A 24,816-nucleotide genomic window follows, 5' to 3' on the forward strand; every position below is an offset into this window, starting at 1 on the left:
TACGTTCCTTCCTCAGCGGAAGGCGTCCTTGGATCCGTCGAGCGTGGCGGATCTCCGGACCCGTTGCAACGCCTCTCGACCGCGCAAGTCTACGGGGTGGCAGGTCCCCCGACGCGGAGATTTCTCCAGAACGGACAGCCGGTGCCGCACTAGGCTGAGGGTGTGATCGAGATCGCGGACGTCCGACCGCTGGTGAGCCCGGTGATGCTCTGCGCCTTCGAGGGCTGGAACGACGCGGCCGGTGCCGCGACCGGGGTCCTCGACCACCTGGTCGACACCTGGGACGCCGAGCTCGTCGGCACCCTGGACCCCGAGGACTTCTACGACTTCCAGGTGAACCGGCCGACCGTCGGCACCACCGACGACGGGATGCGGCGGATCACCTGGCCCAGCACCCACCTGTACGTCGCCCGCCCGCCCGGCTCGCACCGCGACGTCGTCCTGATGCGCGGCATCGAGCCGAACATGCGCTGGCGCCAGTTCTGCGCCGAGCTGCTCGCCGCCGGCGACGCGCTGGGCGTCGAGCTGGTCGTGACGCTGGGCGCCCTGCTCGCCGAGACCCCGCACACCCGACCGATCCCGGTCACCGGCACCGCCACCGAGCTCGACCTGGACGACCGGCTCAAGCTCGAGCCGTCGACGTACGAGGGGCCGACGGGGATCATCGGCGTCCTCCAGGACGCCTGCGCCCGGCTCGACCTGCCGGCCGTCTCCTTCTGGGCGGCGATCCCGCACTACCTGCCGCAGCCGCCGTGCCCGAAGGGGACGCTGGCGCTGCTGACCCAGGTCGAGGACGTCCTGGAGATCTCGGTCCCGCTGGGCGACCTGCCCGAGGAGACCCGGGCCTGGGAGCGCGGTGTCGCCGAGCTCGCCGAGGAGGACGAGGACGTCGCCGAGTACGTCCGCAGCCTGGAGGAGTCGAAGGACACCGCCGACCTCCCGGAGGCGAGCGGTGAGGCGATCGCCCGCGAGTTCGAGCGGTTCCTGCGCCGCCGGGAGAACCCCGAGGACTCCTAGAGCCCCTAGAGCCGGAGCCCGAGGGCCGCGTCCGCCACCAGCGCGATCTGCGTCCCGGCCCCGGCCTCGGCGCCGACGCCGTCCAGGGTCGCCTCCGCCCAGGCGTGGATCGCGCGGAGGGCGCGCGGCGCGTCCAGGTCCGCCGCGAGGGCGGCCAGGACCTCCGCGACGACCGGCCCGCTCGGCGCACCGGCGGGGGCCTTCACGGCCGTCCGCAGCCGGGGAAGAAGCGCCTCCGCACGCTCCAGGTCGGCAGCGGTCCACTCCCAGTCGGAGCGGTAGTGGTGGCCGAGGAGGGCGAGCCGGATCGCGTCCGGCTCGGCGTTCTCCTGGCGCAGCCGCGAGACCAGCTCGAGGTTGCCCTTGGACTTCGACATCTTCTCGCCGTCCAGCGCGACCATGCCCGCGTGCACGTACGCCCGCGCGAACCGGTGCTCCGGGTCCGCGACCTGGGCCTCGGCGGCGCTCATCTCGTGGTGCGGGAAGACCAGGTCGCTGCCGCCGCCCTGCACCTCGAAGTCGGCTCCGAGGTGCTCGCGCGCGATCGCCGAGCACTCGATGTGCCAACCCGGGCGGCCGCGGCCCAGGCTGGAGTCCCAGGCCGGGTCGTCGGGACGCTCGCCCTGCCACAGCAGGCAGTCCAGCGGGTCCTTCTTGCCGGGACGGTCCGGGTCCCCGCCGCGTTCGGCGAAGATCCGCAGCATCTGGTCGCGCTCCCAGCCGGAGACGGCGCCGAAGGTCGGGTCGGCGGTCACGGAGAAGTAGAGGTCCTCGCCGCCGGTCTCGTTCGGCACCGGGTAGACGGCGCCGGTGTCCCGGAGCCGCTCGATCATCGCGACGACCAGCGGGATCGACTCCACGGCGCCGACGTACTCGTCCGGCGGGAGCACCCGCAGCGCGGTCATGTCGGTGCGGAACAGCTCGGTCTCGCGCTCGGCCAGCGCGACCCAGTCCTCACCGGTGGCGACGGCGCGCTCCAGCAGCGGGTCGTCCACGTCGGTCACGTTCTGGACGTAGCGGACCCGGTGGCCGGCGCTGCGCCAGGCCCGGTTGAGCAGGTCGAAGGCGAGGTACGTCGAGGCGTGGCCCAGGTGGGTGGCGTCGTACGGCGTGATCCCGCAGACGTACATCCGGGCGGTTCCGTCTGCCGGAACCAGCTCGACCAGCCCACCGGTCGCGGAGTCGTGGACCCTGACCTCCGGCCCGCGCACGGGCAGGACGGGCACGTCGGGGGCAGGCCAGGCTCGCATGCAGGAACCTTAACCAACCCGGGTCAGAATGCGGGCCACGGGAGGGACGGCCAGCCCGGGCCGGGCTCCGGGAACCGGCCCGCGGACAGCAGCCGCTCGGTACGCCGCCGGGTCGCGGCGATCTCGTACCGGTCCAGCAGGTCGCCGAGGGTGTCGCCGGTCGGGCCGTCCAGACCCACGAGGAGACCCTCCAGCGCGGTCCGTTCCTCGGCGGTGAAGCGGCGCCCGTGGAAGCCCCAGAGCACGGTGCGGAGCTTGTCGTCGACGTGGAAGCAGACCCCGTGGTCGACGCCGTACCGGTGCCCGTCGGCCATCGCGAGCACGTGACCGCCCTTGCGGTCGGTGTTGTTGACCACGACGTCGAACAGGGCCATCCGACGCAGCGGTGCGGAGTCCTCGTGGAGCAGCATGATCAGGCGGTCGTGGTTGTCGTAGGCGTCCAGGACGTGCAGCATCCCGTCCGGGACCGGGCCCTCGGGGAGCAGGTCGACGGCGTCCTGCTCGGGGTCGGGCTCGCACCAGAGCTGGACCATCCCGGGGCCGGCGGGCCCGTCTCGGAGCACGGTCGGCGGCACGACCGACCACCCGAGCGCGTCGGACACGACCCAGGCGGCGTACTCCCGGGCCGCCAGCGTGCCGTCCGCGAAGTCCCAGAGCGGCCGCTCCCCCGATGTCGGCTTGTAGACGGCCTGCGGGCCGTCCGGGTCGTCGCCCAGCCGGGCCAGGTAGGTGTGGTTGGACGCCGGCATGATCCGGCCCAGGACGGTGAGCGGCGCACCGGCCAGCAGGTCGGTGGCGGACCCGGTCGTCACGACGCCGACCCGCTCACCGCCGGGCTCATCCCTGGGCTCATCCCTGGGCTCATCCCTGGGTGCGCCGGTAGCCGTTGGCGCGGGGGCAGAGGTGGCCGGACGCGTCCACGGGACCGCCGCAGAACTGGCAGGAGGGGCGGCCGGCCTGGACGACCGAGGCGGCGCGGGTCGCGAACACGCGGGCCAGCACCGGAGTGAGCCGGACCACGAACAGCTCCTCGGGCTCGGGCTCCGCGATGTCGAGCTCGACGAGCTCGTCCTCCTCGGCCTCGATCGGCTCGACGACCTCGACGACCGGGAAGACCTCGATCACCACCCGCTCGTCGTCGGCGTCCCAGGAGAGCGTGATCGTGCCGGCCCGGAACTCCTCGACGATCGGCTGGTCCAGCGGCCCGGTGTCGACCTGGTCGACCGGGGTCATCGCCGGGATCACCGTGGCGTTGCCGCCGACGCCGATCAGCTCGTCCAGCAGCTCGTCGATCCGTTCGCCGAGGATGGCGACCTGCTGCTTCTCCAGCGCGACGCTGGTGACCCTGGCGCCGGAGCGGGCCTGGAGGAAGAAGGTGCGCTGGCCTGGCTCGCCCACGGTCCCGGCGATGAACCGGTCCGGTGGGTCGAATCGGTGGACGAGCGGCATGAGCCCGAGCCTACGGCCTGCGCCCACGCGCCCGGCGCGGGGCCGGTCCGGCTCCGCCACCGAGCTTCTCCTCGGGCTTCTCGGCCTGCGCGGCGAGGTGCGCCAGCGATCCGTCGACGGTGTTCATCGCGAGCACGTAGGAGCGCCGCGGGGTGTACCGGACCACCGACAGGCTGGCCGGATCGACCACGATCCGCTGGAACGCGTCCAGGTGCATGCCGAGGGCGTCGGCCAGGACGGACTTGATCACGTCGCCGTGGGCGACCGCCAGCCAGACGGCGCCGTCGCCGTGCTCGGCGGTGACCCGGGCGTCCCAGTCGCGGACCGCGCGCACCGAGCGCGCCGACATCTCCGCCATCGACTCGCCGTTCGGGAACCGCACCCCGGCCGGGTGCGCCTGGACGACCTTCCAGAGGTCCTCCTTGACCAGCGTCTTCATCGGCTTGCCGGACCAGTCGCCGTAGTCGCACTCGGTCAGGCCGCGCTCGACCCGCGCCCGGACCCCGGTGCCGCGGAGCAGCGTCGCCGCGGTCTCCTTGCAACGCTCCAGCGGGCTGGTCACGGCCGCCGCGATCGGGAGCCCGTCGAGCCGGGCGGCGGCGCGCTGCGCCTGCTCCAGGCCGACCTCGTCGAGCCGGATCCCCGGCAGTCTGCCCGCCAGGACACCGGTCGCGTTCGCCTGGGTGCGGCCGTGCCGCGCAAGGATCACCGTCGCCACGCGCAGAGCCTAGCGACGATCCGGCCCCGCATCCTCCTAACCTGGACGGGTGATCGTCGACAACGCGCTGTACCGCAACGGGCTCCGGGTCGACTGCGGCACCAACGTCACCGACCTCGCGGGGGTGCGTGCGCGCGCTTCCGACGCCGCGGACTTCGTCTGGGTGGGCCTGCACGAGCCGACCCCGACCGAGATGCACACCGTCGCGGAGCTCTACGACCTGCACCCGCTCGCCGTCGAGGACGCGCTGATGGCGCACCAGCGGCCCAAGCTGGAGCGGTACGCCGACTCGCTGTTCCTCAGCCTCAAGACGCTCTGGTACGTCGACGAGGAGGACGCCGTCGAGACCGGCGAGATCAACATCTTCGTCGGCGACGACTTCGTGGTCACCGTCCGGCACGGGGCCGGCGGCAGCCTGCACGACGCCCGGATGGAGCTCGAGGGCATGCAGAAGGTCCTCGCCCACGGCCCGTCCGCGGTCGTCTACGCGGTCTGCGACCAGGTGGTCGACCGGTACCAGGACGTCGCCGAGTCGCTGGTCGAGGACGTGGACGAGGTCGAGGCGTCGGTCTTCAACACCGAGCGGACCAACGACTCCGAGCGGATCTACGTCCTCAAGCGCGAGCTCGCCGAGATGCGCCGCGCGGTCCAGCCGCTGCGCGACCCCGTCAACCGGTTCGCCGCCGGGGCGGTCCGCGGAATCGACTCCGAGGCGGCGCCGTACTTCCGCGACGTGGCCGACCACCTCGCGCGCGTCGCCGAGATCCTCGACGGACTCGACTCGCTGCTCGCGGACGCCTTCCAGGCCCACCTGGCGCAGATCAGCATCCAGCAGAACGACGACATGCGGAAGATCTCAGCGGCGGTCGGCCTGGTCGCCGCTCCGACGCTGGTGGCCGGCATCTACGGGATGAACTTCGTGCACATGCCCGAGCTCGGCTGGGTGATCGGCTACCCGCTCTCGCTCGCGCTGATGGCCGGCAGCTCGCTGGCGATCTGGATCGTGGCGCGGCGGTCCGGCTGGCTGTAGGCGGATCTCGGTTTCGAGGCGGGCCTTGACGGCCCGCACCTCAACCAGCGGGGGCTGGGTGGACGCAGAACTCGTGCCCGTCCGGGTCGGCGAGCACGACCCATCCGACGTCCCCTTGGCCGATGTCGGCGCGGCGTGCGCCGAGGGCGAGGAGAGCGTCCACCGTGGCGACCAGGTCTGCGCCGTCGGCCGGGACCAGGTCAAGGTGCCAGCGCTCCTTGCCGGTCCGCGCGCGGTACGGCGGCCCGCCCCAGGTGATCTTCGGGCCGCCGGTGGGCGCCTGGACGGCCGTCTCCTCGTCCTGGTCCCAGACCAGCGGCCAGCCCAGCGCCCGGCTCCAGAACCGGCCGACCGCGGGCGAGCCGTCGCCGGAGAGGGCACCGATCAGGCCGCAGCCCTCGAGGAACCGGTTGCCTGGTTCGATGACGCAGAGCTCGTTGCCCTCCGGATCGGCAAGCACGACGTGCAGGGCGTCGGGCCCCTGACCGACGTCGTGGTGCCGTCCGCCCAGGTCCAGCGCACGCTCGACGCGCTGCCGCTGGTCCGCCGGCGAGGTGCTGGTCAGGTCGAAGTGGTACTGGTTCGGGCCGGACTTCGGCCCGGCGGCTGCCGCGAACCGCATCCGGAAGCCGGGCTCGCCGGCGGGAAGGACCGCCGGGAGCCCGGAGGGATCGTCGACGACCGTGCCGTCGAGCAGCCCGGCCCAGAAGGCCGCCAACCGCGCGGGGTCTTCCGCGTCGACCGTCAGCGCGACGAGGCGAGCGGGTCCCGGGACGGTCATGCGGAGGTCCTCCCTCAGGTCGCGGTCATCACCCCGGAGGCCAGCAGGGCCAGCACGACCAGGCCCAGGCCGATCCGGTACGGCACGAACTTGCCGATGCTGTGGTGGGCGACGAACTTGAGCAGCCAGGCGATGGAGGCGTACGCGACCACGAAGCTCACGGCGGTGCCCACGAGCGTAGGCCCGACGCCGACGCCGTGCACGTCCTTGAGCTCGTAGAGCCCGGCCGCGGTGAGCGACGGGATGCCGAGGAAGAAGGCCATCCGGGTCGCGGCGACGCGGTCGAGGCCGCGGAGCAGGCCGGCCGAGATGGTGGCGCCCGAGCGCGAGACGCCCGGGATCAGCGCGATGCACTGCCACAGGCCCATCACGACGGCGTCGCGCATGGTCAGCTGCTGCTCGGGGCGCTCCCGGGTGCCCTTGCGCTCGGCGTACAGCATCACGAAGCTCCACAGGATCAGGGCGATGCCGACCACCCACAGCGAACGCAGCGGGCCGGTGATGAAGTCCTTCAGCGCGAACCCGACGATGCCGATCGGCACCGAGCCGACGATGATGTACCAGCCCATCCGGTGGTCGAAGGTGCCGCGGACCTCGGGCTTGACCAGGCCGGTCAACCAGGCGACCGCGATCCGCCAGATGTCGCGGAAGAAGTAGAGCAGCACCGCCGCGATGGCGCCCATCTGGATCACCGCGGTGAACGCGGTCACGGCCGGGTCGTCGATCTGCAGGCCGAGGAGCTTCTCAGCGATCGTGAGGTGTCCCGTGCTCGAGATCGGCAGGAACTCGGTCAGGCCTTCGACGATGCCCAGGATGATGGCGTCCAGGTAGGTCACGGGCGAGCAGCCTACGCGGGTCGACCTGAACGATTCCTGTCAGCGTCCGTGCGGCGAGCCGACTCCGATCGCCGGGTCCCGCTGACTACCCTTGCCGCCATGCAGCAGCGGTACCTCGGAAACAGCGGCCTGAAGGTCTCCCGGCTGGGCCTGGGCACGATGACCTGGGGCCGCGACACCGACGAGCACGAGGCCCGCGACCAGCTGACCTCGTTCGTCTCCGCGGGCGGCACCCTGATCGACACCGCCGCCGGCTACGGGTACGGCGACTCCGAGCGCGTGATCGGGTCGCTGCTCGGGGACGTGGTCCCCCGCGACGACATCGTCCTGGCGACCAAGGCCGGGATCGGCAGCCGTCGTCGCGAGCGGGTCACGAACGCCTCCCGCGGATTCCTCGTCGCCGAGCTGGACGCGTCGCTCAAGCGGCTCGGCGTGGACCACGTCGACCTGTGGCAGGTGCACACCTGGGTCGACGACGCCCCGCTGGAGGAGACGCTGACCGCCCTCGACTACGCCGTGAGCAGCGGGCGGGCGTCGTACGTGGGGATCTCGAACTACACCGGCTGGCAGAGCGCGCAGGCCGCCACCTGGCAGCGGGCCGTCCCGGGCCGCGCCGTGATCTCCTCCAACCAGGTCGAGTACTCGCTGCTCGCCCGTGGGGTCGAGGCCGAGGTGCTCCCGGCCGCGCAGGCGCTGGGCCTGGGCGTGCTGCCGTGGTCGCCGCTCGGCCGCGGCGTCCTCACCGGCAAGTACCGGATGGGCACGCCCGCGGACTCGCGGGCGGCCTCGCCGCACTTCTCCACCTTCGTCGGCAAGCACCTCAACGCCCGCTCGCAGCGGATCGTGGAGGCCGTCGCGCGCGCCGGCGAGGGTCTGGGCATGTCACCCTTGGAAGTGGCACTGGCCTGGGTGCGCGACCGGCCCGGGGTGACCGCACCGATCATCGGTGCGCGGACCGCCGAGCAGCTCAAGGCCTCGCTGGTGGTCGAGGAGTGCGAGCTTCCTGCAGAGATCGTCCAGGCGCTGGACGACGTATCCGGAGCGGAGAGCGAGGCGGTGTGACGTCGGCGAAGCAGCGGAAGCTGGAGACCAGGCCACGACGGGCGCTACGACCCGGTGTCGAGTACGAGTTCGACCAGATGGTGATCGCCCGGGACCACTCCCGCAGCTTCGTCACGCAGCTGCTCGTGGAGCGTGCCGAGAACGGCGGCTGGGAGCTCGACCGCGTCCGCATCGGCACTGACGGCGTACGCCGCGTGGTGCTGCGCCGCAAGATCATCCGGCAGCCGCAGCCGCTGTTCTGGTACGCGAGCTAGAGACCGCCCGAGCTCTGCTCAGAGGTTCCCGAGGAACCGGTCGAAGACCCGCGCCCCGAACTGCAGGGAGTCCACCGGCACCCGCTCGTCGACGCCGTGGAAGAGCGCCGTGAAGTCGAGGTCCTCGGGCAGCCGCAGCGGGGCGAACCCGAAGCTCTTCATCCCCAGGTCGGTCCAGTACTTCGCGTCGGTGCCCCCGCTCATCAGGTACGGCGCCACCACCGCGTCGGGGTCCTCGGCGAGCAGGGACGCCGTCATCGCCCGCGCGACGTCGCCGTCGAAGGTCGTCTCGGTGGCCCTCATGCTCACCTCCCGGGTGATCTCGATGTCCGGGCCCGCCAGTGCCGCCAGGGTGTCCCAGAACTCGTCCCCGTAGCCGGGAAGGAAGCGCCCGTCGATCCGCGCGGTGGCGTCGCCTGGGACGACGTTCACCTTGTAGCCGGCCTCGAGCATGGTCGGGTTCGTGGTGTTGCGGATGACCGCGCCGAGCATCCGGGCCGCGGGTCCGAACTCCTCGACCAGCGCCTCGGCGTTCTCCGGGGTCGCCTCGGTCCCGGCGAGCTCGGCGACCGCGGCGAGGAGCACCTCCATCGTCGGGGTGAGCTGGACCGGCCAGGTGTGCTGGCCGATCCGGGCGACCGCGYCGGCCAGCCGGGTGACGGCGTTGTCGGGGTGCCGCATCGAGCCGTGGCCGGCCGAGCCGCGGGCGGTGAGGCGGGTCCAGGCCATCCCCTTCTCGGCTGCCTGGATCAGGTACAGCCGGCGACCGCGGACCGTCGTGCTGAAGCCGCCGACCTCGCCGACGGCGACCGTGCAGTCGTCGAGCAGGTCGCGGTGCTCGCGGGCGAGGAACCCGGCTCCCTTGGCGCCCCCGGCCTCCTCGTCGGCGGTGAAGCAGAGCACCAGCGGCCGGTCCGGGACCGCGCCGGCCTTCGCCCGCGCCCGGACCACGGAGAGCAGCATCGCGTCGAAGTCCTTCATATCGACCGCGCCGCGCCCCCACACGCAGGGCCCACTGGTTCCTGGGCCGTCGGCGACCTCACCGGCGAACGGCGGCACCTGCCAGTCCTCGGCCGCGGCGGGCACGACGTCCAGGTGCCCGTGCAGCAGGACCGGGTCGCCGGTACTCCCGCCCCAGCGGCCGATCAGCGAGGTCCGACCCTGCTCGGACTCGAACGCCTCGACCCGGATGCCGACCTCGTCGAGCAGCGCGGCGACGTGCTCGGCCGCCTTGCGCTCCCCCGGTCCGGGCTGGTCGCCGTAGTTGCTGGTGTCGATCGCGATCAGGTCGCTGCAGATCTCGACGACCTCACCTGCCGGGTCGTACGCCGGTCCTCCCGCGCTCGCGCTCATGCCCACATCCTGCCCCAGGCAGGCGGAGGAAACCCGCCGACGAGCGACCTGCCCGCAGGGGCGGCCCCCCGATTCGAAACCCGGCCGGTGCTTTGCTATGGTTACGCCCGCTCGTCCGAGTGGCGGAATGGCAGACGCGCTAGCTTGAGGTGCTAGTGTCCTTCAACGGACGTGGGGGTTCAAGTCCCCCCTCGGACACCACGAGTTCTTCGGAAAACCCCAGGTCAGCGGCCTGGGGTTCTTTCGTTTTCGAAAGAACCGGGGTCCGTGATCACACAGTGATCACAAGGAATCGGCGGAGCCTTCGATCAGGGTGTCGAAACGGTCCGCCGCCGCTCGTCCCATTGATGCGTTGACGTGCTGGTACACCGTGAGCGTGATCATCGGGGTCGAGTGCCCCAGGAGTTCACTGACGACCTTCACCGGCTCGCCGTCGGCCAGCAGGATGGATCCGAAGGTGTGCCGGAGGTCGTGGAGCCGGATCGGCTTCAACCCGGTGGGCAGCTTCCGCATCCTCCGGAGCCACTCCCGAGAGAACCGCTCCGGATGGTGTGGCCCGTTCATCGTGGGATCCCGCAGGATCGGCGCATCGGCCACCGTGGCCGACAGATCGAACGTCGTGGCCAGGGCCGACTTGTGCCGCCGCAGGTCCGCGACCAGGGACGCACCGATCGGAACGACCCGTGAGTGCCCTGTCTTCGGGAGCCGGGTCACGATCTGCTCGCCCTCACCGAACGTCTTGACCACACCCACGGAGCGCCGGATCGCGATCTGCCCACGTTCGAGGTCGATGTCGCCCCAGCGCAGGCCCAGAGCCTCACCCCGTCGCATGCCGGTACGGGCCAGCAGCGACCACGCCAGCAGCAGCGGATCCTGTTCAGCTCGCGACCAGTCCAGGAACCGGGTCAGCTCGTCGGCGGTCCAGGCGTTCATCTCCGGTGCCTTCGCTGCCCTGGCCGACGGCGGGTTCGCTGCCTTCGACCTGGCCGGGTTGGTCGGGATCTTCCCGTCCTCCACCGCAGCTTCCAGCGCCGAGCCGAGGATCGTGCCGCAGTAGCGCGTCGTCCTGGCCGACAGAGGCCCGTTGCCTCCGGGGCTGCCCTCAGCTTCGAGGATCCGGAACCATGCCGCCAACGTCGAGGGCTTGATCGCCGTCAGCCGCATCTGCCCCAGGTGAGGCTTGATGTGGAGCCGGACGTTCTTCCGGTAGGACGCCAGGGTCGAGGGCTCGCGCTGGATGCCATCGAGCCACTGATCAAGCCACGCGCCGAGGACCATCTTCGAGGGCTCGATGATGCCGCCCTCACCGGCCTTGACCGTGAACTCCTGCCGGGCCTTGTTCGCGGCCTTCGCGTTCGGGAACCCGCGCTTGACCTTCTGGACTCGGTTGTCGTTCACGTCGCGGTAGCTCGCGACGAACATCCACAGGGTGCCCTGGCTCGTCTCGTACGAGCGCACGGACCCGTCGCCCGGCTTCCGCCGTTGCTTGGCCTTGGGCGCTGATCGAGCTGGTGGCGATGTGCCTTGGTCGGTCATCTCTTTCTCCGTTCCCCGGACTGCCCCTGTGGCGTGCCGGTGGTCTCTGTGGTGGTCGGCCATCGCCTGCCGCGACGGCCATGCGGAACTTCCTCCGGGCCGCGCTCAGCGCGGATGTCATCGAGCCGTGCTCTGAACGTGGACACAGCCATCCCGAGGCGGCGTGCCGCGTCGTCCTGTGTTGTCCCGGCGGCGAGCGACGCGTTCCAGACCGCGACCAGCTCGTCATCGGTTGCCCGGAGCCGCTTGAGCCGAGGCAGGACCACAGCGCCGACCAGACGGGCTCGGTCCTCAGCGTTGACGGGATCGCCGTAGCGGCCCCCTCGATACACCTTCACGAACGCGGTGCACCTCGCAACGACATCGCGAGCGAGCGGCGCGATGTCGATCTCGGGAGGGATCCCGTCGTCGGCGTGAAGGTCGATCAGCAAAGGCTCGGTGTCAGGCCCGCGATACTCGGCGGTCGCCGTCACCACGACGTTGTCGATCCGGAACTCGGCCCAGAGAACCGGCGGCAGTCCGCCGACGATCTCCCCAGCTTCGTTCCTGATCGAGACCGGCATGGTGAGTGCGTCGTATCCGATCTTGAGTTTCGCCATGACCCTCCCTCGTTGTTATTCACCGGAGATTACCTTGTGGTGCGGTGAATAACAACGACGATTGTCGTCATGGAGACACAGACACCTGCTAAGCGAACCGAGCGGCCAGCGATCACGACCCCCGCCGACCTGGCCGGTCAGCAGACCACTCGGGTCTGGCACGACGCATTGCCGAACGCGGCTGGTCTGTTCGATCCCCCGCTGATGAAGGGCCCCGCGTACAGGGCTGCCGCTGCTGGCGATCTCCCGGTGATCAAGGTGGGCGGTCGCTATTACTGCGTTGTCGCTGACCTGTTCGCCATGCTCGGGATCGAGGCCCCAGCATGAAGCCGCTCACCATGCCGGTCCCGGTCAGTGCCCGGATCCTCGGGATCAGCGAGCGGTCGTTCCGGCGGCAGGCCGAGCCTGGTGGCGACTTGGCGGACGTTGTCCTGCGGATCGGTGGCAGGGTCGTGGTGAAGGTCGCCGCGTTCGAAGCTCTGCTGGGTGCCGAGATCCCCGAGGTTGTGATCACGGGTGTGATCACGGACCCCGAACAGGGCTCAGAACCCGCCCGGCTAGGCGTGATCAGCAGCCGTCCGGCGGGTGACCCTGAGTCCCCCGTCACCGGATCTGGTGCGGCATGACCGCGTTCGACCGGGTGCTCGTCGCGCTCGACCAAGCTGGCGCTCGGACATGGGGCTCCGGCGGCAAGATCCGCGCCCAGTGTCCCGGACACCAGGAACTCGGGCAGCGCACCCAGCTCTCGCTCATGGTCGATCGGAAGGACGATCGAGCCGGGCTGCACTGCTTCGCCGGATGCCGAGCCGAGGACGTGCTGGCCGCTCTCGGGCTACGACTGGCTGACCTGTACGACCAGCCCCTCGATCCGTCGGTGCCGTACGTGCCGCGCCGGGAGCCGTCGCCGTGGGACCAGCTCGGAGACATCGAGCACTTCTGCGACCGGATCCTCCAGCACCAGGCCGACTGTGCGACGTGCGCCGCTGGCGGGCACTGCGACCCGCGTCCGGCGTCACCGAACGAGACCGAGATCCGCGCCGAGGTCTCTCGTCGCCTGGCCGGTGATGCCCGATGAGGACCAGGGCGATGAGCTGGCACCCGGCAGTCTTGGCCGACGCTGCGACCGACGCCGGGCCGGAGAACGTCAAGAACCTCGCCGCCATCGGCTGCTCGCTCGGAGTGTGGGCGATGTGCGGGGATCCCGATGGGTCGAACATCCGGCGCGGTTACCTCCGTGTCGCCGCCGACTGCGGGATCTCGCCCGAGATGGCCCGGCGCGTTCTCCGCTGGCTCGTCACACGTGGATGGCTGCACGAGGACAAGGCCGCGAAGTGGTCAGAGAACGGCGAGAAGTCAGCTCGGGAGTTCCACCTCGCGTGGCCCAACACGACCTGCCGGACCGGCTCGTGCGCTTCCGATTTGACCCAGAAAAGTTGTCCACACGGAGACGAGTTCGACCCCGATCCACACGAAACCAACTTTTCGAGCATCGAAAGTTACCCCCACGGCGAGGCGGATTCCGGCTCGATTCGCGCACAAATCCCGGTCGAAAGTTACCCCCACGACCAGGCGGATTGCGACCAGGAAGTTGTCCACACGGACCCGCCGGTGTGGACAACCAAAGACAAGAACATCCTCACGCCGCCCGCCGAGTCCTTCGACCTCACCGCTGGTGCGACTACAGATCAAGGCGATGGCCAGAACGAAGGTGATGGGGTCTCTGCCTCAACTACAGACCGCGCACGCGAGGACAACAGCCCGCCGACCTTGGTCTGGCCGTCCATCACGGTGCTGCGGCCCGTACTGCCCGAGCAGACCTACACCGACGCCGACCGACTCGGCCACACCTGCCTCCGGACCGACGCCCCACCAGCTCCCCCAGAGCCGACGGTCCCGTCCCCACTGGTCGCCGCGCTCGACGCCGTCCTCGACCAAGCCAACGCCGACCACCTGGCAGGCACTGGATGAYCCAACGACATTCGCCGGTATTCCGCCAAGAAACCTCACCCGCAGGAGTCCAACCATGACGAACCGCCCGCTGTCGCCCAAGGCGCTGCTGTTCTGCGGCGCTGTCGCGTCCGGCCACCCGATCGGATCGGCTGCTCTGCTCGTCGGCTACAGCTCGACGGACTACGCGGCCCAGCTGATGCGCGACCCCAGAGTGAAGGCTCAGATCGCCGCCGAGCGTGAGGTGATCCTGGACCGGCTTCGGGACAAGGTCACTGGTGTCGCGAGCCTGGCGCTGGAAGTCATCGATGAGAACCTCCGAGCTGCCCGCGAACCCGGCTACGCGATCGATGCCGCCAGGACTGTCGGGATCGCGTCGTTGATGCGTGCTGGTGTCGATGCTGGCCCGTCGCACGACCCGGAGGTGTGGCACCGGACCCTCGCCGCACTGCTGCTGGCGCTGGAGGCGTTCCCGGAGGCCCGTGCCGCTGTCGCTGCCGCCCTCGACTCTGGCGACCTGGAGCTAGTCGGATGAAGTCCTCAGACCTGGCCGTCGCCTTGGACCGGCCTCTGCTGATGCGCCGGATGGGTCTCGAACCTGATCCGTGGCAGATCGACTTCCTGCGCTCGACCTCGAAGCGTCTCGCGCTGTTGAAGGCCAGGCAGGTCGGCGGCACCTCGGTCCTGGTGGCCCGTGGCCTGCACCGGGCCGCGTTCTTCGAGGGCTCCACCATCGGAGTCCTGTCGCCGTCGTTGCGGCAGTCGTGCCGGTTGCTGCGCCGGATCCGCCGAGCTGTCGCGCACGTCCCGCACATCGAGGCGACCAACTCCGCTGTCGAGACGCTGACGTTGTCGAACGGGTCCGAGCTGTTCGCATGGCCAGGTCAACAGCCCGACCTGATCCGAGGCGACTCGATCGACCTGCTGCTCGCTGACGAGTCGGCCTGGATCAGTGACGCTGCGTTCCAGACCGTCCTGCCGATGCTGGCCGTCACGAACGGCGACGCGGTCCTCGCGTCTTCGCCGGGAGGTCCGACGGGCCTGATGTTCGAGGCCTGGCACGACACCGAAGGCGAATGGGATCGGGTCGTTGTGAAGGCCTCCGACTGCCCGAGGTACTCCCCCGAGGCGCTCGCCGGGATGCGCCGATCGCTCGGTGAGTCCGGGTACGCCCAGGAGTTCGAGTGCGAGTGGCGCGAGGGCAACGACGCCGTGTTCACCAGCCGCGAGATCGCGGAAATGCTCGGCCTCACCTTCGACCCTGACCAGCTGCCCGGTGAATCCGAGCTGCCCGATGACCAACCTGCGGATCTCCCGACCCAGGTTGTCCTGCCCGACCTCTCCGACCTGATTGCGAGCTACGAATGACCATCTGGACCATCGGCGTTGACCCTGCCTCACGCCGCGATCGATACGCCGTCTCCGTGATCCGTAAGGACTCCGCCGACCACGCCGAGGTGATCAAGGCGACCTGGGTGCGCGGGGTCGAGTCCGACCACATCACCAGAACGGTCTGCGACCTTGTCGCTGCCCTGGACAAGCAGATCCCATCCGGTGATCGCATCGCCGTCGCGGTTGACCGTGGTGGCCTTGGTCTCGGCCCTGCCGAGGCGATCCAGAAGCGTCTCCGGGCCGAGCACCGCGACGGCGCTCTGAAGCGCAGGCCTGGGTTCCGTGCCGTGGCCATCGTCGCGGGCGACCGTTCACGGCCCGATGAGGACCGACGTCAGCGCGACTTCTGGTCTGTCGGGCGTGACCTGCTCACCGAGCGCAGCATCACGGCGATGAGGACTCAGGCTCTCGGCCTTCGCGAAGCCACCGGCAACGGCGCTGCGGTGTTCCAGGAGGAGCTGACCGCCCTGGTGAACAAGCGGATGCCGTCCGGGCGGACTCGTGTCGATCACAAGGCTGGCGCGAACGACGACGTGCTGATGTCGTGCCACCTGGCGTACTGGCTGGCCCAGGAGATCCGGCAAGGCGGGTACGTCGAGACCTCGCTCCACCTGCTCCGAACCCACATCGGTGGCGGCACCGGTCCGTCCCGGAGCACACCGGACCTTCCCATCGGTGCCCCGGCCAGCAGCTCGTCGGCGTCGGCGTCGGTGGCCGGTCGCATGAGCCCTGAGCAACTCAAGCGTCTCGACGCTCAGCGGGAGTCCAAGCCAGCCACTCACTACCAAGGTCACCGGAAGCCCGGATGGGGCCGGGAAGACCTGAGGTGAAATCTCATGTCCCCCCTCAGCGGGCTGGATCCCCGCGTAAATCGGGTCCGATCCGGCTGTTTCAAGCCCCCGTGATCACAACGGCGATCACAACACGTCCGATCAACCCACCCTCAAGCAAGGAATCCACATGAGCACGATCACCCCCGAGCACGCCGCGATCCTGCGGGACCAGACCACGTTCGAGTACCCGGCTCTGATCACCGGCGCTGATAGCGCGGAGTTGGTCGATGGCACCGATCTCGCCCTCGCCAGCGCGATCCAGAATGTCCTGGACGGATGCTGCCGAGCCGAGCAGCCCGAAGTCCTCCAGCACGTCGCGGAGCACCTGGTTCGCGCTGCTGGCCTCGCCGCCGCCCGCGAGCTGATCGAGGACATGAAGGGCTGGGGCGAATGACCGCTGACTGGAGCATTCCTCCGCCGGACCTAACGCCCCCGCCGAGCGCAGAGAACCCGTTGTGCGACAACGACTGCCACGTGCTGTTCGAGCCTGTCGCTGACGGGCTCGCGGCGATGCTCGCCCACTACCAGCGCGGAGGTGTCTCGCGGACTGTCGCGCTCGGAGAGCTGGAGATCCACCTCCGCGACTTCCTGGACGGGTTCCGCGATGCCTGAGTACGACGAGCACGGTCTCCGTGTCCGGGCCGTTTCCCGACTCCCTGAGTCGATAGACGAATGGGTCGATTCGTTCCAACGTCATGCCGTGCCCCGGCACGTGAAGTTCGCCATGTGGGTCACATCGAAACGACGGGTTCGTGCCGGTCGAGGGTACGAGTTCCCGATGCGCCCCGAGACCGTCGCGAAGCACATGGATCTGTCTCCGGCGCTGACTCACAAGATGCTTCAGAAGCTGCGCCTCCACGGGTTTCTGGTGCTGCTGTCTGGCCCTCTTCGCCCGGTGTCGGAGGCTGCAACTCCGATCTGGCAGTTGTCGATGCCGATCGACTATGAGCCTGCGTGGACCCGTGAGACCCCGTTGAACAGGAACGGTCGTCCACGTCAGCCGCTGGTCGAGACGACGACCACGACGACCACGACGACGACCCGGACCGTCGAGATCTACCGGGACAACCCGAAGCGCGTCGAGCTAGTCGCCCGGATGCGCCGCGCCACCACCCCAACGAGAGAGGACTGACCGATGACCCGAGACCGTTCCCACCTGGAGCTCTTCAATGCCCGTCAGAAGCAACGTGAGCAGCTGACCACGAAGATGGCGGGCCACAGGTCCGACCTTGTTCGCCGTGACGCCTTGGACCTGCGCCAGTCCTGTGCTGCGTTCGTCGCGGTGTTTACCGAGGCCACGCTCGTCGGGGAAGCAACGCCGTCGGAGACTCAGGCGACTCAGAGCCTGGCGCGGGCTCTCGCGGTCACCGAGTCCGACCCGCTCGCGCCGGAGTCGATCACCAGGGTCGAGGCCGCTGCGAAGGTCGCCCTCGGGATGGCCCGCCGATGAGCCGCCGAACCAAGTCAGCCACCACGATCATCGAGGAGACCACAGTGACCGAGACCGTCACCGAGACGACCCATGAGGCTCGGGCGCTGCTCGCCACCGAGCCGACCTTGCTCGACGCTCTGGACCGCGCCGAGGTTCTCGGGTGGGTTGCACCGGACCTGGCCGACGTACCCGCGTACCGGCGGCTGGCTGTGCTGGACGAGCTGCTCTCCACGTTCCACGCCGCCCGCGAGGGTGGCCCTTGCTGGTGCTGTGGGTGCGCGGTCCCGAGGTTCGGACGAGAGCCACGGTCCGCGCTCTCCACGAGCGAGATCCCCGGCTGGACCACCGCCAAGGTCAACGGGGACACCCGAACCGTCTGCGCCTGGTGTTCCTCCGCGATCAGCGAGCGCGGGACCGCGTACCTCCGCGTCCTCGCGTTCCGTGCCGCCGCCGGTGTCGTGTCGCTGCTGGAGAACGTCGAGGAGGCCGAGCTGATCCCGGTGACCCCGTTCTGGTTCGAGCTGACCGAGGACCAGCAGCGCGGGCACCTTTCGACGCCGTGGCCGTGGCGGCACATCGACGTAGCGCGAGCTCGGAAGCACGCCCGGACAGTGATCGACTCTCCGCGCCAGTACGCCCGCACTGATGGGCAGGCAGCTCAGGTCTCGATCCCCGGTCTCCGCCCGGTCCCGTGGGAACCGCACGAGGTGGCTTGCCGGTCCGATGATGCACCGAAAGCCGTGACGGTGGCCAGCAACACCGCCCGTCGGCTGGCAGAGCAGAACGCCGCCTGGAGGGCTCAGCGGGCCGAGGAGCGGGCGAAGGTCCGGAGGAAGGAAGCCGAGCGCCTGGAGGCGTTCCGGAAGCGCGATCAGGAGTGGGCCGACCTGGCCGACGACCCTGTGGCGCTGGAGGCGTCCAAGCAGAAGTGGGCGTTCCACCTGGAGCGCGAGGAACGCCGATACAAGGTGCTGGGCCGCTGATGTCCGCGATCATCACCCAGCAGCTCGGTGCCGCCCGGCTGATCGTGAGGGTGCTGGAGGCTGCTCGCCGTTGCGAGGAAGCCGAAGCCGTCCTGGACGTGCCGAGGTGGGAGGCGGCTGCGGGTGACCTGCTCGGGCTGCTGCACGTCGTGGCCCACGGCTACGAACCGGGAGGTGTCCGGGAACGAGCTGCCCGGCGGCTGGAACTCGACCGGTTCGAGCGGGCGCTGCACGCGGGACGGCTAGGCCCACGGTTCGGTGTGCTCACCGACGCTGACCGCTGAACCCACGATCACCGTCCGGTCCCGACACCTAGCGCGGCGACGGGACCGGACGGGTTACGTACCGTATGGGCGTCACGAACCCTTGCCGCCGTTCTTCTCCGGTCTGTTCTCAACAGCGATGAGCTTGCGCATCGAGGTCATCGGTCCCTTCCGAGGGAACCCGGACACGACCTTGTCCATCGCCTGATCGTTCGCGATGACCACCGTCCCCGGATCCGCCCCGAGGTGGTGCATCCTCGCGACCTGCCAGAGCGCCGCGATCTGATCGATCACGAGCTGGGTGAAGAACACGACCTGGTGAGGGTTGATCCACTGGGTCGTCTCGAACCACTTGTCGGCGTCCTTCGTACCGTATGCGCCCCGTTCGATGAAGATCACCGAAGTCCCGTCAGCCCCCAGTATCGGCTCGCTGCCCTCAGCGGCAAGCGTCATCGAGACCTCGGTCCCGATGGCGGTCAGCCCGTGCTTGGTGGCGTTGTAGAGGTTCTTGTCGGCATGGAGCCGCTGGGCAACCATGCGCAGGAACCGGACGGCCTGGTCCCGCGCTTCGAGCCACTTCTCATCCGGGTCCGGGCGGCTGCCGCCGAAGAACACGAACGCCACGTCGTCGATCTGGTCCTGGGTCCACACCGGTCGAGCCAGTGCGTCCAGCTCGTCGCGGAACGCGCCGGGTCTCTGGAACGACGCTGCCTCCAGCCACGGGCACTGATAACCGTGGCGGTGGGCTAGGAACAGGCGGACCAGGGTCTCCCCGGCGTGATGGAACAGGTTCTGCGACTCGGTCATGATGTACGCGGTCTTGGCCCGTTCCTCTTCAGCAAGATCACGCGGACTGTCGCCTGGTCGTCGCTGCTGGAGCCGGAGTTCGCCCCACTCCAGATCGGTCGTGAGTTCCCCAAGTTGTTCGGCCTTGGTCGCCCGGAGCGCGAGCAGGATGAGGCGATCCTGGAGGACATCCATCGGAGGCTGCGAGTAGTAGAACTCGTTCATCCGGGCGATGTAGTCGAACGGCTCGGGCTCGTCAGTCACCCGCCCAGCCTGGCAGACCCGTGATCACAGCCGTGATCACAAGCGTGATCACACCGCCAGATACTCTGGTGTCCGTGGTGACCGCCAATGACCCGGTCCCCGCGTAAAGCTGACCGTGGGGAACCTGAAACGCCCACCCTGGCCGTCGTTACAACGGTCAACGTGGGCGTTCAAGTCCCCCCTCGGACACCACGAAAAGGCCCCTGAACTGCAGGAATGCAGAGCAGGGGCCTTTCGCTTCGGTCGCTCCCGTGCTCGTCGCCGAGGTTCGGCCAGGTTCGACTTCCGAGGGAAAACCGAGCCCGCTGCCGTGCCCGCGTGGTTGAATCCCGCGCCGGGCCGAACCGGCCCTTCCTCGCCGCAGACAGGGACACCGATGAGCGCCAACTGCGACCGCGCAGCCGAACGGATCACCGACGCCCTCGGCTTCGACTGCCACGGCGCGCACGCCGTGGTCACGATCCGCGACCCGTTCGACCTCGCGAGCTGGACGCAGCCGGTCCTCGAGCTGCTCATCGTCGTCGGCGCCGTGCTGGCCCTGCTGCACGCGATCCGCCGCCACCGCGACGGCGACCCGACCAACCTCGCGCTCTGGTTCGGGTCGCTGGTGTACCTGTTCCTCGTCGAGCCGCTGCTCTACTTCCCGGAGTGGTTCGGCATCAAGGACTACGTCGGCTTCAACTTCGCCCACAACGTCTTCACGGTGCAGTTCATGTACGACCGGCTGCCGCTCTACATCGTCGCGTTCTACCCGGCGATGTCCCAGCTGGCCTACGAGCTGGTCCGGAGGTTCGGCGTCTTCGTGCGCCGCGGCGCTCTGGCCGGCGGTGTCTGCGTGGCCTTCGTCTACCAGGTCTTCTACGAGATCTTCGACCAGCTCGGGCCGCAGCTGCGCTGGTGGGCCTGGAACCTCGACAACCCCGACAACCACCCGTTGTTCGCGTCCGTCCCGATGAACAGCATCTGGATCTTCGCCTCGGTGACGTTCGGCGTGATGACGTTCCTGCTCCACCGGCTGGTCGGGGCGCCCACCGGCCGGGGCGCTGCGCCGCGCGGCCGGTCGCTGGTCTGGCGCGTGGTGGTGGTCGGCCTCGGTTCCGCCGTCGCGATGCCGGTCTTCGCCGCGACCACCGCGGTGTTCGGGCGCGAGCACGCCAACGTCAGCGCCAAGGCGGTCGTGCTCACCGTCGAGATCGTCGCGCTCTGGGTCGCCGGTACGGCGCTGCTCTGGCGGGAGTGGCGCGCCGGCCGGCCCTCGTCGGGCGCGCACGAGCCGCGGACGCCGTTCAGCTGGTTCCCGCTCGCCTACCTGGTCGTGCTCGGCGTCCTCTGGGTCGGCTCGCTCCCCGCGTTCCTCGACGCCGTCGACGGACGGACGGACGACGGGACCATGACCGGGAACCTGCCCTACGTGCTGGCCTGCTTCGTCGCCGCCACGCTGGTCCTGGTCGGTTCCCGCACCCTCACCGCGTCGCCGGCGACCGAGGACACCACCCCGTCGTCGCGCCCGGCAGGACCTGACAGAGGACCTTCGGCGCCAGCGCGGGACCTTCGGCCGTAGCGTGCCCCTGCGCCGAACGGTTCACTGAGATCGGGACGACGGGGATCGCAGCTGGCGGAAGAGCGGCGTCCGAGGACCCGAGACCTCGTTCATCGTTCGGCCCCAGCGGGCCCCCGTCGTCTCTTCGACGCGTCAGGGGCGCGGACCGACCTGGTTCGCCAGCTCCTCCGGCATCGGCTCGTAGTGCGCGAACGTCCGGGTGAACGTCCCGGCCCCCTTCGTGGCCGCACGCAGCTCGATCGCGTAGCGGACCAGCTCGCGCTGCGGCACGTGGGCGCGCACCAGGGTGCGGTCCTCGCCGACGTTCTCGTTCCCGAGCAGGCGGGCCCGCCGGGACGAGAGGTCGCTCATCGCCGCGCCGACGAGCTCGCTCGGCACGAGCACCCCGACCTCGTCGTACGGCTCCAGCATCGCCACGCTCGCAGCGGCCGCCGCCTCCCGCAGGGCGAGCGCACCCGCGCTCTGGAACGCCATGTCCGAGGAGTCGACGCTGTGCGACTTGCCGTCGGTCAGGGTGACCCGGAGGTCGACCACGGGGTAGCCGTTCCGGACGCCGCGCTCCATCTGGGCGCGCACCCCCTTCTCGACGCTGGTGATGAACTGGCGCGGGACGGCGCCGCCGACGACCTTGTCGACGAACTCGAAGCCGCTCCCCTCCGGCAACGGCTCCACCTCGATGTCGCAGATCGCGTACTGGCCGTGCCCGCCGGACTGCTTGACGTGCCGGCCGTGCCCCTTGGAGGTCCCGCCGAAGCACTCGCGCAGGCCGATCACGAGCTCGCGCTGCTCCACGGAGACGCCGTGCTTGCTGCGCAGCCGGTCCAGGACCACGTCGGCGTGCGCCTCCCCCATCACCCAGAGCACGAGCTGGCCGGTCTCGCCGTTGTTCTCCACCCGCAGGCTCGGGTCCTCCGCGGACAGCCGGCCGAGGGCCTGCACGAGCTTGTCCTCGTCCGAGCGCGAGGACGCCTCGATCGCCACCGGCAGCAGCGGATCGGGCATCGACCACGGCTTCAGCACGAGCGGCTTGTCGACCGCCGAGAGGGTGTCCCCGGTCTCGGCGCGGGACAGCCGGGCCACCGTCGCCAGGTCCCCCGCGATCACCCGCCCGGCGTGCACCTGCTGGTTGCCGAAGGGGTGCCCGAGCGCGCCGATCCGTTCGTCCTCGTCGTGGTCGACGTGGCCCGCCTCGGAGCCGAAGAACGCGGAGAAGTGCCCGGACACGTGCACCGGTGTGTCCGGGTCGAGGGTGCCGGAGAAGACCCGGACCAGACTGATCCGGCCCACGTAGGGGTCGCCGGCGGTCTTCACGACCTCGGCCACCAGCGGGCCCGCCGGGTCGCAGGCCACCGTGCCGGCCGGCGCGCCGTCCGGCGTGAAGACCTCCGGGGCCGCGTGCTCGAGCGGCGACGGGAACGCCCGGACGCAGAGGTCGAGCAGCTCGCCGAGGCCGGTGCCCGTCGTCGAGCAGACCGGGATCACCGGATGGAAGGTGGCGTGCGCGATCGCCGTCTCCAGGTCCTCGACCAGGGTCTTCTCGTCGACCGCCTCGCCGCCGAGGTAGCGGTCCATCAGGGTCTCGTCCTCGGACTCCTCGATCACCGCCTCGATGAGCTCTCCGCGGCGCGGGTCGTCGGTCCCGCCGGTGATCAGCCCGGTCAGCCCGGCGCCGTCGACGACGTACGCCGGCAGCACCTTGTCCCCGAACAGCGCCCGGGCCTGCGCGACGACGCCGTCCGGGTCGGCACGGGGGTGGTCGAGCTTGCTGACCACCACGGCACGGGGCATCCCGACCTGGGCGCACTCGCGCCACAGCTGCCGGGTGCCGTCGTCGACCTCCTCGTTGGCCGCGAGGACGAACAGGGCGCAGTCCGCGGCGCGCAGCCCGGCCCGCAGCTCACCGACGAAGTCGGCGTATCCGGGGGTGTCGATCAGGTTGACCTTCACCCCCTCGTGGACGAGCGGGGCGACGGCGAGCGAGACCGACCTGCCGTGGGCGCGCTCGGCGTCATCGGTGTCGCAGACCGTGGTGCCGTCGGCGGTGGTCCCCGGACGCAGGATCGCGCCGGTGCGGGCGAGGAGAGCCTCCACGAGGGTGGTCTTCCCCGAGTGGGTGGGCCCGACCAGGACGACGTTGCGGATCCGGTCGGGCCCGGGGGCCGCTAGGTCGTGCTCGGTCACCTCGCGTCTCTGCTTCTCGGCCATGGGACCACGAAACGCCTCAATCGGCCGCGAGGCAAGAGCCCGCCAGCGCGGTACTGTCACCGGAAGTCGCCGGGTGACGGGAGCCCGGGGCTCGACCACGACCTCAGGGGGTTGAGCGTGCCGGAGGAGTCCAGCGCCGACCCGTCGCTCAGCGTCAACCGCGACGTCTTCGCGGACGAGGACGACTACCGGGCGTTCTGCGAGGCGATCATCACCGTCGCCGACGTCGGCCTCCTCGTCCTGGACAAGCACGGCGAGTTCGTCCTCCTCAACCCGACGGTGCGCAAGCTCCTCAGCAGCGCCTTCCGGGACGGTCACGACGGCCGGGCCGGCCAGACCGGCGACCTCTACCAGGCCGACGGCGTCACCGAGGTCCCGCAGGAGATGCTGCCCTCGACCCGGGCCGCGCGCGGCGAGGAGTTCAACGACTACTTCCTGTGGATGGGGCGGGACCCCGAGCTGCGCCGGGCGCTGTCGATCTCGGCACGGCTGATGCGCGACAAGGACGGGGAGCCCAGCGGGGCGGTCCTGGTCACCCGCGACGTCACCGAGGTCACCCGGGCGGTCCGGGCCCGCGAGGACTTCCTGGCCACCATCTCCCACGAGCTCCGCACGCCGCTGACCTCCCTGCTCGGCTACCTCGAGCTGGCCGCGGAGGAGACTGCCGCCGGCCGCACCGACGCCGTCCAGGCGCACCTGACGATCGCACAGCGCAACGGCGGCCGCCTGCTGCGCCTGGTGGACGAGCTGCTCAACGCGGCGACGCTCACGTCGGGCCTCGAACTGGTCCGGAAGCCCGTGGACCTCCCCGGGCTGGTCAGCCGCTCGGTCGAGTCGATGATCCCGGCCGCCGGACATGCCGGGATCGACCTGTCCTACCTGCCCGAACCGGTACCGGTGCTGCGGCTCGACGAGGACCGCATGACCGAGGTGCTGGAGAACCTGCTCACCAACGCCATCAAGTTCACCCCGCGCGGCGGCTCCGTGGAGGTCATCTGCACGACCGAGGGACCTGACGCGGTCCTCACCGTCCGCGACACCGGCATCGGCTTCCCGGCCGGCGACGGCGCCGCGATCTTCGAACGGTTCTTCCGTGCTCCCGGGGTCCAGCAGCACGCGATCCCGGGCGTCGGGCTCGGGCTGCACATCGTCAAGGTGATCGTCGAGGCGCACGGCGGCCGGATCTCGGCCGGCCCCAACGCCGACGGCCCGGGCACCGCGGTCGTCGTACGGCTGCCGCTGGCGCGGCTCGGCGCCTGACCCGA

General features: G+C 70.1%; 30 protein-coding genes and 1 tRNA gene. 20 read left to right on the forward strand and 11 right to left on the reverse strand.

Translation table 11 applies throughout. The features are described 5' to 3' along the window. Positions 1 to 162 precede the first annotated feature (162 nt). Positions 163 to 1,017: a PAC2 family protein gene (locus AB4Y76_RS11160; RefSeq protein WP_441925166.1), complete on the forward strand. Its 855-nt coding sequence runs from the start codon at positions 163 to 165 to the stop codon at positions 1,015 to 1,017. Positions 1,018 to 1,022: 5 nt separating this feature from the next. Here the strand turns inward: AB4Y76_RS11160 and mshC are convergent, their stop codons facing one another. The 4 genes from mshC to AB4Y76_RS11180 are packed head-to-tail and all read right to left on the reverse strand — an operon-like array spanning position 1,023 to position 4,434. Continuing rightward, the gene (mshC, locus tag AB4Y76_RS11165; RefSeq protein ID WP_441925168.1) at positions 1,023 to 2,267 is read right to left on the reverse strand and encodes a cysteine--1-D-myo-inosityl 2-amino-2-deoxy-alpha-D-glucopyranoside ligase; all 1,245 of its coding nucleotides are present in this window, start codon (positions 2,265 to 2,267) and stop codon (positions 1,023 to 1,025) included. Between the two features lie 23 nt (positions 2,268 to 2,290). Beyond that, positions 2,291 to 3,079 carry an SCO1664 family protein gene (locus AB4Y76_RS11170; RefSeq protein ID WP_441925170.1) on the reverse strand — a complete coding sequence of 263 codons (789 nt, stop codon included), beginning with the start codon at positions 3,077 to 3,079 and terminating at the stop codon, positions 2,291 to 2,293. A gap of 49 nt (positions 3,080 to 3,128) precedes the next feature. Then, positions 3,129 to 3,716, reverse strand: coding sequence for a DUF3090 family protein (locus tag AB4Y76_RS11175; RefSeq protein ID WP_441925172.1), 588 nt, complete (start codon positions 3,714 to 3,716; stop codon positions 3,129 to 3,131). Positions 3,717 to 3,726: 10 nt separating this feature from the next. Beyond that, positions 3,727 to 4,434 (reverse strand): histidine phosphatase family protein, encoded by a 708-nt coding sequence (locus AB4Y76_RS11180; RefSeq protein WP_441925174.1) that lies wholly within the window; start codon positions 4,432 to 4,434, stop codon positions 3,727 to 3,729. A gap of 49 nt (positions 4,435 to 4,483) precedes the next feature. Between AB4Y76_RS11180 and corA the strand changes: the two genes are divergently transcribed. Continuing rightward, positions 4,484 to 5,464 (forward strand): magnesium/cobalt transporter CorA, encoded by a 981-nt coding sequence (gene corA / locus AB4Y76_RS11185; protein WP_441925176.1) that lies wholly within the window; start codon positions 4,484 to 4,486, stop codon positions 5,462 to 5,464. A 40-nt stretch (positions 5,465 to 5,504) separates the two neighbouring features. Here corA and AB4Y76_RS11190 read toward each other — a convergent pair whose 3' ends face one another. Together AB4Y76_RS11190 and AB4Y76_RS11195 are read right to left on the reverse strand one after the other, a co-directional pair. Continuing rightward, positions 5,505 to 6,245, reverse strand: a complete 741-nt coding sequence (locus AB4Y76_RS11190; RefSeq protein ID WP_441925178.1) for a VOC family protein — start codon at positions 6,243 to 6,245, stop codon at positions 5,505 to 5,507. A 14-nt stretch (positions 6,246 to 6,259) separates the two neighbouring features. Next, positions 6,260 to 7,081 (reverse strand): undecaprenyl-diphosphate phosphatase, encoded by an 822-nt coding sequence (locus tag AB4Y76_RS11195; RefSeq protein WP_441925180.1) that lies wholly within the window; start codon positions 7,079 to 7,081, stop codon positions 6,260 to 6,262. A 99-nt stretch (positions 7,082 to 7,180) separates the two neighbouring features. Here AB4Y76_RS11195 and AB4Y76_RS11200 point away from each other — a divergent pair, with 99 nt between their 5' ends. Then, complete coding sequence (locus AB4Y76_RS11200) at positions 7,181 to 8,143, forward strand: aldo/keto reductase (protein ID WP_441925182.1); 963 nt, start codon at positions 7,181 to 7,183, stop codon at positions 8,141 to 8,143. After that, entirely contained in the window at positions 8,140 to 8,397 is a 258-nt protein-coding gene (locus AB4Y76_RS11205) for a DUF5703 family protein (RefSeq protein WP_441925184.1), read from the forward strand. Before AB4Y76_RS11200 ends, AB4Y76_RS11205 begins: the two co-directional genes overlap by 4 nt. A gap of 18 nt (positions 8,398 to 8,415) precedes the next feature. Here the strand turns inward: AB4Y76_RS11205 and AB4Y76_RS11210 are convergent, their stop codons facing one another. Then, complete coding sequence (locus tag AB4Y76_RS11210) at positions 8,416 to 9,750, reverse strand: M20/M25/M40 family metallo-hydrolase (RefSeq protein ID WP_441925186.1); 1,335 nt, start codon at positions 9,748 to 9,750, stop codon at positions 8,416 to 8,418. 113 nt (positions 9,751 to 9,863) lie between these two features. On the opposite strand from AB4Y76_RS11210, the gene AB4Y76_RS11215 reads away from it, so the two are divergent. Continuing rightward, positions 9,864 to 9,951, forward strand: a tRNA-Leu gene (locus AB4Y76_RS11215). A gap of 81 nt (positions 9,952 to 10,032) precedes the next feature. On the opposite strand, the gene AB4Y76_RS11220 is transcribed toward AB4Y76_RS11215, so the two are convergent. Together AB4Y76_RS11220 and AB4Y76_RS11225 are read right to left on the reverse strand one after the other, a co-directional pair. After that, the gene (locus AB4Y76_RS11220; RefSeq protein WP_441925188.1) at positions 10,033 to 11,349 is read right to left on the reverse strand and encodes a tyrosine-type recombinase/integrase; all 1,317 of its coding nucleotides are present in this window, start codon (positions 11,347 to 11,349) and stop codon (positions 10,033 to 10,035) included. Continuing rightward, on the reverse strand, positions 11,283 to 11,885 hold the full coding sequence (locus AB4Y76_RS11225) for a hypothetical protein (protein WP_441925190.1): 603 nt from the start codon (positions 11,883 to 11,885) through the stop codon (positions 11,283 to 11,285). Before AB4Y76_RS11225 ends, AB4Y76_RS11220 begins: the two co-directional genes overlap by 67 nt. Positions 11,886 to 11,954: 69 nt before the next feature. Here AB4Y76_RS11225 and AB4Y76_RS11230 point away from each other — a divergent pair, with 69 nt between their 5' ends. The 13 genes from AB4Y76_RS11230 (at position 11,955) to AB4Y76_RS11290 (ending at position 18,756) form a co-directional block, all read left to right on the forward strand. Continuing rightward, positions 11,955 to 12,212, forward strand: coding sequence for a hypothetical protein (locus AB4Y76_RS11230; RefSeq protein ID WP_441925192.1), 258 nt, complete (start codon positions 11,955 to 11,957; stop codon positions 12,210 to 12,212). Further along, positions 12,209 to 12,511 carry a hypothetical protein gene (locus AB4Y76_RS11235; RefSeq protein WP_441925194.1) on the forward strand — a complete coding sequence of 101 codons (303 nt, stop codon included), beginning with the start codon at positions 12,209 to 12,211 and terminating at the stop codon, positions 12,509 to 12,511. The genes AB4Y76_RS11230 and AB4Y76_RS11235 overlap by 4 nt, the downstream gene beginning before the upstream one ends. Next, on the forward strand, positions 12,508 to 12,960 hold the full coding sequence (locus AB4Y76_RS11240) for a hypothetical protein (RefSeq protein ID WP_441925196.1): 453 nt from the start codon (positions 12,508 to 12,510) through the stop codon (positions 12,958 to 12,960). Before AB4Y76_RS11235 ends, AB4Y76_RS11240 begins: the two co-directional genes overlap by 4 nt. Before the next feature lie 11 nt (positions 12,961 to 12,971). Beyond that, entirely contained in the window at positions 12,972 to 13,853 is an 882-nt protein-coding gene (locus AB4Y76_RS11245) for a hypothetical protein (RefSeq protein ID WP_441925198.1), read from the forward strand. Between the two features lie 55 nt (positions 13,854 to 13,908). Continuing rightward, the gene (locus AB4Y76_RS11250) at positions 13,909 to 14,367 is read left to right on the forward strand and encodes a hypothetical protein (protein WP_441925200.1); all 459 of its coding nucleotides are present in this window, start codon (positions 13,909 to 13,911) and stop codon (positions 14,365 to 14,367) included. Next, positions 14,364 to 15,200 (forward strand): terminase large subunit domain-containing protein, encoded by an 837-nt coding sequence (locus AB4Y76_RS11255; RefSeq protein ID WP_441925202.1) that lies wholly within the window; start codon positions 14,364 to 14,366, stop codon positions 15,198 to 15,200. Before AB4Y76_RS11250 ends, AB4Y76_RS11255 begins: the two co-directional genes overlap by 4 nt. Continuing rightward, positions 15,197 to 16,054 carry a hypothetical protein gene (locus AB4Y76_RS11260; protein ID WP_441925204.1) on the forward strand — a complete coding sequence of 286 codons (858 nt, stop codon included), beginning with the start codon at positions 15,197 to 15,199 and terminating at the stop codon, positions 16,052 to 16,054. The genes AB4Y76_RS11255 and AB4Y76_RS11260 overlap by 4 nt, the downstream gene beginning before the upstream one ends. A gap of 130 nt (positions 16,055 to 16,184) precedes the next feature. Beyond that, positions 16,185 to 16,451, forward strand: a complete 267-nt coding sequence (locus AB4Y76_RS11265) for a hypothetical protein (RefSeq protein WP_441925206.1) — start codon at positions 16,185 to 16,187, stop codon at positions 16,449 to 16,451. A gap of 80 nt (positions 16,452 to 16,531) precedes the next feature. After that, positions 16,532 to 16,669, forward strand: a complete 138-nt coding sequence (locus tag AB4Y76_RS11270) for a hypothetical protein (RefSeq protein ID WP_441925208.1) — start codon at positions 16,532 to 16,534, stop codon at positions 16,667 to 16,669. Further along, positions 16,662 to 17,189, forward strand: a complete 528-nt coding sequence (locus tag AB4Y76_RS11275) for a hypothetical protein (RefSeq protein WP_441925210.1) — start codon at positions 16,662 to 16,664, stop codon at positions 17,187 to 17,189. The genes AB4Y76_RS11270 and AB4Y76_RS11275 overlap by 8 nt, the downstream gene beginning before the upstream one ends. Positions 17,190 to 17,192: 3 nt before the next feature. Further along, entirely contained in the window at positions 17,193 to 17,507 is a 315-nt protein-coding gene (locus AB4Y76_RS11280; protein ID WP_441925212.1) for a hypothetical protein, read from the forward strand. A gap of 44 nt (positions 17,508 to 17,551) precedes the next feature. Further along, positions 17,552 to 18,472 (forward strand): hypothetical protein, encoded by a 921-nt coding sequence (locus AB4Y76_RS11285; protein ID WP_441925214.1) that lies wholly within the window; start codon positions 17,552 to 17,554, stop codon positions 18,470 to 18,472. Then, positions 18,472 to 18,756 (forward strand): hypothetical protein, encoded by a 285-nt coding sequence (locus AB4Y76_RS11290; RefSeq protein ID WP_441925216.1) that lies wholly within the window; start codon positions 18,472 to 18,474, stop codon positions 18,754 to 18,756. Before AB4Y76_RS11285 ends, AB4Y76_RS11290 begins: the two co-directional genes overlap by 1 nt. Before the next feature lie 72 nt (positions 18,757 to 18,828). Here AB4Y76_RS11290 and AB4Y76_RS11295 read toward each other — a convergent pair whose 3' ends face one another. Next, positions 18,829 to 19,785, reverse strand: coding sequence for a hypothetical protein (locus tag AB4Y76_RS11295; protein WP_441925218.1), 957 nt, complete (start codon positions 19,783 to 19,785; stop codon positions 18,829 to 18,831). 376 nt (positions 19,786 to 20,161) lie between these two features. Between AB4Y76_RS11295 and AB4Y76_RS11300 the strand changes: the two genes are divergently transcribed. Further along, positions 20,162 to 21,346 (forward strand): DUF7802 domain-containing protein, encoded by a 1,185-nt coding sequence (locus tag AB4Y76_RS11300; RefSeq protein ID WP_441925220.1) that lies wholly within the window; start codon positions 20,162 to 20,164, stop codon positions 21,344 to 21,346. 132 nt (positions 21,347 to 21,478) lie between these two features. On the opposite strand, the gene AB4Y76_RS11305 is transcribed toward AB4Y76_RS11300, so the two are convergent. After that, on the reverse strand, positions 21,479 to 23,551 hold the full coding sequence (locus tag AB4Y76_RS11305; RefSeq protein ID WP_441925222.1) for an elongation factor G-like protein EF-G2: 2,073 nt from the start codon (positions 23,549 to 23,551) through the stop codon (positions 21,479 to 21,481). A 117-nt stretch (positions 23,552 to 23,668) separates the two neighbouring features. Here AB4Y76_RS11305 and AB4Y76_RS11310 point away from each other — a divergent pair, with 117 nt between their 5' ends. After that, positions 23,669 to 24,811 carry an ATP-binding protein gene (locus tag AB4Y76_RS11310; RefSeq protein WP_441925224.1) on the forward strand — a complete coding sequence of 381 codons (1,143 nt, stop codon included), beginning with the start codon at positions 23,669 to 23,671 and terminating at the stop codon, positions 24,809 to 24,811. Positions 24,812 to 24,816 lie beyond the last annotated feature (5 nt).

Source organism: Marmoricola sp. RAF53 (genome assembly GCF_052114005.1).
Classification (GTDB): domain Bacteria; phylum Actinomycetota; class Actinomycetes; order Propionibacteriales; family Nocardioidaceae; genus Marmoricola.

Excerpts from the sequence above, each read along its gene's own strand:
- AB4Y76_RS11220 (WP_441925188.1), bottom strand. The coding sequence starts at position 11,349 with ATGGCCGACCACCACAGAGACCACCGGCACGCCACAGGGGCAGTCCGG.
- AB4Y76_RS11245 (WP_441925198.1), top strand. The coding sequence starts at position 12,972 with ATGAGCTGGCACCCGGCAGTCTTGGCCGACGCTGCGACCGACGCCGGG.
- AB4Y76_RS11175 (WP_441925172.1), bottom strand. The coding sequence starts at position 3,716 with ATGCCGCTCGTCCACCGATTCGACCCACCGGACCGGTTCATCGCCGGG.
- AB4Y76_RS11230 (WP_441925192.1), top strand. The coding sequence starts at position 11,955 with ATGGAGACACAGACACCTGCTAAGCGAACCGAGCGGCCAGCGATCACG.
- AB4Y76_RS11305 (WP_441925222.1), bottom strand. The coding sequence starts at position 23,551 with ATGGCCGAGAAGCAGAGACGCGAGGTGACCGAGCACGACCTAGCGGCC.
- AB4Y76_RS11240 (WP_441925196.1), top strand. The coding sequence starts at position 12,508 with ATGACCGCGTTCGACCGGGTGCTCGTCGCGCTCGACCAAGCTGGCGCT.
- AB4Y76_RS11200 (WP_441925182.1), top strand. The coding sequence starts at position 7,181 with ATGCAGCAGCGGTACCTCGGAAACAGCGGCCTGAAGGTCTCCCGGCTG.
- AB4Y76_RS11300 (WP_441925220.1), top strand. The coding sequence starts at position 20,162 with ATGAGCGCCAACTGCGACCGCGCAGCCGAACGGATCACCGACGCCCTC.
- AB4Y76_RS11275 (WP_441925210.1), top strand. The coding sequence starts at position 16,662 with ATGCCTGAGTACGACGAGCACGGTCTCCGTGTCCGGGCCGTTTCCCGA.
- AB4Y76_RS11265 (WP_441925206.1), top strand. The coding sequence starts at position 16,185 with ATGAGCACGATCACCCCCGAGCACGCCGCGATCCTGCGGGACCAGACC.
- mshC (WP_441925168.1), bottom strand. The coding sequence starts at position 2,267 with ATGCGAGCCTGGCCTGCCCCCGACGTGCCCGTCCTGCCCGTGCGCGGG.
- AB4Y76_RS11190 (WP_441925178.1), bottom strand. The coding sequence starts at position 6,245 with ATGACCGTCCCGGGACCCGCTCGCCTCGTCGCGCTGACGGTCGACGCG.
- AB4Y76_RS11280 (WP_441925212.1), top strand. The coding sequence starts at position 17,193 with ATGACCCGAGACCGTTCCCACCTGGAGCTCTTCAATGCCCGTCAGAAG.
- AB4Y76_RS11255 (WP_441925202.1), top strand. The coding sequence starts at position 14,364 with ATGAAGTCCTCAGACCTGGCCGTCGCCTTGGACCGGCCTCTGCTGATG.
- AB4Y76_RS11235 (WP_441925194.1), top strand. The coding sequence starts at position 12,209 with ATGAAGCCGCTCACCATGCCGGTCCCGGTCAGTGCCCGGATCCTCGGG.
- AB4Y76_RS11290 (WP_441925216.1), top strand. The coding sequence starts at position 18,472 with ATGTCCGCGATCATCACCCAGCAGCTCGGTGCCGCCCGGCTGATCGTG.
- AB4Y76_RS11225 (WP_441925190.1), bottom strand. The coding sequence starts at position 11,885 with ATGGCGAAACTCAAGATCGGATACGACGCACTCACCATGCCGGTCTCG.
- AB4Y76_RS11260 (WP_441925204.1), top strand. The coding sequence starts at position 15,197 with ATGACCATCTGGACCATCGGCGTTGACCCTGCCTCACGCCGCGATCGA.
- AB4Y76_RS11250 (WP_441925200.1), top strand. The coding sequence starts at position 13,909 with ATGACGAACCGCCCGCTGTCGCCCAAGGCGCTGCTGTTCTGCGGCGCT.